The sequence below is a fragment of the Citrobacter sp. wls826 genome, from assembly GCF_005281245.1.
GTDB lineage: Bacteria > Pseudomonadota > Gammaproteobacteria > Enterobacterales > Enterobacteriaceae > Citrobacter > Citrobacter braakii.
The window spans coordinates 15,066-20,150 of record NZ_SZWS01000032.1; the positions used below are offsets into that span (position 1 = coordinate 15,066).

Genomic DNA, 5,085 nt, shown 5'->3' on the forward strand with positions numbered 1-5,085 from the left:
CGCTACGCTTTTTTTCTGCCGCGCTGCTGCGATAATTACAGCAAGGTGCAATGCGGTATTGGCGCATTGCCGGGAGCAGAGGAAGACATTATGGATTACGAATTTCTGCGCGATATTACCGGAGTGGTAAAAGTGCGTATGTCCATGGGCCACGAGGTGGTGGGGCACTGGTTTAACGAAGAAGTGAAAGAAAACCTGGCCTTACTTGATGAAGTGGAACAGGCGGCGCATGCGGTGAAGGGCAGTGAGCGCTCCTGGCAGCGAGCAGGGCATGAATACACGCTCTGGCTGGATGGTGAAGAGGTGATGGTGCGCGCCAATCAGCTGGAATTCTCCGGAGATGAAATGGAAGAGGGGATGAGCTACTACGACGAAGAGAGCTTTTCACTTTGCGGCGTAGAGGACTTTCTTCAGGTCGTGGCGGCTTATCGTGAATTTTTAAAGCAAAAATGATCTTCTTAGGGTTGTGTAATTAACTGGGAGGTTTTAAATTTAGACATCTTGTGAATTAACAAGATGTCTAAATTTTATGGATGAAAGTAAATCAGAAACAGGGATTATCAATCATGAGTTATCTAAAGATAAGTGGGTTTAAAAATAGTAAATGGGCTGTTACTGCGGTTCTTGTTTTTGTTAATTTTGTTTTCTTTGTTTTTTCGGCTTATTTGGATTCGCGGGCGTTTAATTTATATCAAGCATCCTCATTCATCATTGCATGGGGAGGGAATGCGTCTCCGTTAACCCTATCAGGTGAATACTGGAGACTTTTAAGTAGCATGTTTATGCATTTAAGTATTTTTCATTTTTTCTCTAATATGATTGCACTACTTGGGATTGGTTTTTTGTTTGAAAACATGTTTTCACGTAGAGTTTTTATTGCTGTCTATATGTTATCTGGTATCGCTGGAGGGATATTAAGTGCTGTAGTTCATCGATATGAGTTGATAGTTAGTTGTGGAGCATCAGGAGCCATTCTTGGTATTACCGGCTATTTGCTAGCTTTTGGATTGTGTAACAAGATCGAGCTTCCATTTTCTAAAATTTTCACCAATGTTATTATTGTAATATGTTTAGGATTATTTCTGCCTGTAGATAACATGGCACATTTGGGTGGTTTTGTTACTGGGTTCGTCTTAGGTGCCCTAAGTGTAGATGGGAAGACCCATTTTTTTAAAAAACCAGGCAAGGTTTCAATAATTCTGATCATGACAGTGTGTATAATTGAAGGTGCTGTGCTTGCTAAATATTCAATTCCTGAGAATATTAAGTTCGTTCGACTTTCTAGATTAGAGTTTATTGTGAAAGACATGCGAGAGGGTGCCCCAGACCAACCGATAGATTTTAGATTTTTTAACCAATGTGTTGATGCTAGTGTTGAAAGCGGAAGTATTGTTCGATCTGAACTAATCGACTGTGAAAAAATGAGGGGGTTGTTTTATAAATATGGCTTAAGAATTAAAGAGCGTATTGAAGAGGATTTGAATAATTGTATAAATATTACTGAGGATCTGCGTTCTGAAAAGATAAGTGAAACTGAAAAACATAGTATAGAAATAATTAGTAATTATTGCGTGGCCCGACAAAAACTTGTTAATATTTCTTTTAAAAATTATCCAAATTCATCTGTAGATATCAAAAAATATTTTGAAGCTGAACATCAATTTAACGAATCAGTGATCGTGAATGATAACTCTAGTAAAATATTTGAGAATATCCCTGAATTAATATTTAATGCTGTTTCTTTAGAGCGGTGCAGAACTACAATTTGTCGTCGGTGGTAATAAACAATTTTTGTCACAAGACCTGTGTTGAAAATCGGTGTCTGAATGTGAAGTTAGATAAAATTACTTGTATATTATGGGGGGAGTAGATTTCGCGTATCTCTCTCCAGAGCAGACCGGTGATGACATTAGGTTCCTCTTCTCTAAACTCTTTCGGTTCAGTATGGGACGTGCAGTGCTGAAGGTAGATTTCTTTCAGTAAAATCTTAGTATGAAAGATATTTTCCTTGTTCACGTCGTAGGTGAAGTCGCGAACGTGGTACTTCACTCGGTATAGCGTCGTCCCCCCTCTTGATAATCAGCATATTCCTGGCATGGCTATGGGCCAATACAGGAACGTGGGCCATCATTTCATGATTCATAAACTCATCGCGCTCGGTGATTTGCACCACGTCATCCAGCAGCCAAAATCTTCGTTTTCAAAAATGATGTGATCTTGGTGATCCAAAGTAAACAATGACAGGGAATGCCCAGTCATTGTTTCAATAGACGTTTCAGTGGATAGAGGCTATTTAACGTAAGCCAACAGGCTCAGGGAGTCACGTGCCAGCGCTTTGCATTTCTTGGCCGTTGGGATGCCAATACCGCTGAGGTCGCGGTAGCTGTCTTCACCCAACGCTTTCATATTGAAGGTGTCGTAATTACTCAGGTCCCACTGGTTTTGCTGGGCAAAAAAGACCAGTGCGCGACGAATCTGCCCATTTGGCAAATTCTGGTATCCACAGTCATTTTTCAGAAAAACAAAAACTGCCGTTAAATCGGCCATATCTTCGGCTTCGGACTCACTAAGCGCGTAGCTGTTTGCGCATACGGCCATCAGGCTGCCGAACAAAACGGTTCTGAAAAACGTCTTCATTGCTTCTACCACTGCATAACGGAATTTAAACGTTAGCACACTGCGAGCGAAGCGACGACCTTTATTATTAGCCGTTTACTTGACCTTCCCGTAAGGGGAGGGCTTATGCTTAAAAGATAGCCTGCTTAAGCTGCTGAATATAAGGAAGTGATTATGCAACGTCGTGACTTTTTAAAGTACTCCGTGGCGCTGGGCGTCGCGTCAGCGTTACCTCTGTGGAGCCGGAGCGTATTTGCTGCAGACCGTCCCGCATTACCCATTCCAGACCTGTTAACCGCAGATGCCTCTAACCGTATGCAACTGATCGTGCAAGCCGGACAGTCGAGTTTTGCCGGTAAAACAGCCACGACCTGGGGATATAACGGCAGTTTGCTCGGGCCGGCGGTCAAGCTGAGCAAAGGGCAATCGGTGACGGTGGATATCCATAACCAGCTTGCCGAAGAGACGACGTTGCACTGGCACGGGCTGGAAATCCCCGGTGAAGTCGACGGTGGCCCGCAAGGTATTATTCCGGCGGGTGGGAAACGTTCAGTGACCTTCACACCGGATCAGCGCGCGGCAACCTGCTGGTTCCACCCGCATCAGCATGGGAAGACCGGTCATCAGGTGGCGATGGGCCTGGCCGGACTGGTGCTGATTGAAGATGAAGAGATTCGCAAGCTGCTGCTGCCTAAGCAGTGGGGCATTGATGATGTGCCGGTGATTATTCAGGATAAACAGTTCTCTGCTGATGGTCAGGTTAACTATCAACTGGACATCATGACCGCTGCCGTCGGTTGGTTTGGCGATACGCTGCTGACCAATGGGGCGATTTATCCTCAGCATGCTGCACCGCGCGGTTGGTTGCGCCTGCGTCTGCTAAATGGTTGTAACGCACGCTCACTGAATATCGCGGCCAGCGACAATCGTCCTTTGTACGTTATTGCCAGCGACGGCGGACTGTTGGCGGAGCCAGTAAAAGTAACCGAACTTCCTATGCTGATGGGCGAACGCTTTGAAGTGCTGGTGGATGTGAGCGACGGTAAAGCGTTTGATCTGGTCACTCTGCCTGTGGGTCAGATGGGCATGGCGATTGCGCCATTTGATAAGCCGCATCCGGTGATGCGCGTTCAGCCGCTGCTGATTACCGCTTCCGGCACGTTGCCGGATACGCTGACATCCATGCCGGCGCTGCCATCGCTTGAGGGGCTGATGGTGCGCAAACTGCAATTATCGATGGACCCAATGCTCGACATGATGGGCATGCAAATGTTGATGAAGAAGTACGGCGCTCAGGCTATGGCGGGTATGGATCATGGCAAGATGATGGGCCATATGAATAATGACAATATGGGCCACGGGAACATGAAGCATGGCAATATGAACCACGGTGAGATGGGGAATATGCAGCATGGTGACATGGGCAACATGAAGCATGGAACATTCGATTTCCATAATGCCAACCGGATTAATGGTCAGGCGTTTGATATGAATAAACCGATGTTTGCCGCGGCGAAAGGTCAACACGAACGCTGGGTGATTTCCGGTCAGGGCGACATGATGCTGCATCCGTTCCACATTCACGGCACGCAGTTCCGTATTCTGTCTGAAAATGGCAAAGCACCTGCTGCGCACCGCGCGGGATGGAAAGATACGGTGCGGGTTGAGGGCGGCGTGAGCGAGGTGCTGGTGAAATTTGACCACGACGCGCCAAAGGAACATGCCTATATGGCGCACTGCCATTTGTTAGAGCATGAGGATACCGGGATGATGCTCGGTTTTACCGTATAAACAGCGGCGGATAGCGGTGGCGCTATCCGCTAAATGTTTATTTCAAAAACGGATTATTACTCTATCGTCGAGTAAAGGCATTCATATACTGATGAGGTTACTCACTCATCACGAGGTATTCATGACCCTTTTGCGTAAAGTACTGACGGCATCTTTTATTATGCTTCTGGCGGTTTCGGCACAGGCTGCGATGAAGATGGAACGCCAACAGATTTCAAAACTGAATTTAAGTCTCGAAATTCCGCAGACGCTCACGCCAATGCCGGACGAAATGGCAAAAATCAAATACCCTTCTGAAAACCGTCCACAGGTGATTTACGGTGACGAACGCGGTAAAGCGTCTCTAGGTATTACCGCCGGGCGCAACGCGTTGCCTGCCGCTCAGTTGGATATGGCAAAGGATGCGACACTGAAGATGCTGACCAACTTCAAGCCGCAGGCGGAACCTGTCACGGTTGATGGACATAAAGCGTGGCTGATTACTTTCCGTTCTCAAGCGCCGGATACTGAAATTCTCAATATGCTGCTGATTACCTCGCAAAACGAGAAAGCGGTGCAGGTCTCCTTCAATATGACCAAAGATCTTGTGGCTCAGTATCAGGAAGCCGCAAAAGCGTCGTTACTGTCACTGAAGTTTGAATAAAAAAACGCCCGCTGATTAGCGGGCGTTGTCCATTT

5 protein-coding genes are annotated in these 5,085 nt (G+C 46.2%); 4 read left to right on the forward strand and 1 reads right to left on the reverse strand.

What is annotated here, in order from left to right; genetic code table 11:
- Window positions 1–90 precede the first annotated feature (90 nt).
- On the forward strand, window positions 91–453 hold the full coding sequence (gene yacL, locus FDW87_RS08090) for a protein YacL (protein WP_016155706.1): 363 nt from the start codon (window positions 91–93) through the stop codon (window positions 451–453).
- Between the two features lie 113 nt (window positions 454–566).
- Complete coding sequence (locus FDW87_RS08095) at window positions 567–1,781, forward strand: rhomboid family intramembrane serine protease (protein WP_049281552.1); 1,215 nt, start codon at window positions 567–569, stop codon at window positions 1,779–1,781.
- 508 nt (window positions 1,782–2,289) lie between these two features.
- Here FDW87_RS08095 and FDW87_RS08105 read toward each other — a convergent pair.
- The gene (locus tag FDW87_RS08105; protein WP_003018667.1) at window positions 2,290–2,637 is read right to left on the reverse strand and encodes a YacC family pilotin-like protein; all 348 of its coding nucleotides are present in this window, start codon (window positions 2,635–2,637) and stop codon (window positions 2,290–2,292) included.
- Between the two features lie 153 nt (window positions 2,638–2,790).
- Between FDW87_RS08105 and cueO the strand changes: the two genes are divergently transcribed.
- On the forward strand, window positions 2,791–4,407 hold the full coding sequence (gene cueO, locus FDW87_RS08110) for a multicopper oxidase CueO (protein ID WP_137379619.1): 1,617 nt from the start codon (window positions 2,791–2,793) through the stop codon (window positions 4,405–4,407).
- A 121-nt stretch (window positions 4,408–4,528) separates the two neighbouring features.
- Window positions 4,529–5,050 (forward strand): hypothetical protein, encoded by a 522-nt coding sequence (locus FDW87_RS08115; RefSeq protein WP_016155709.1) that lies wholly within the window; start codon window positions 4,529–4,531, stop codon window positions 5,048–5,050.
- The last annotated feature ends 35 nt before the right edge of the window (window positions 5,051–5,085 follow it).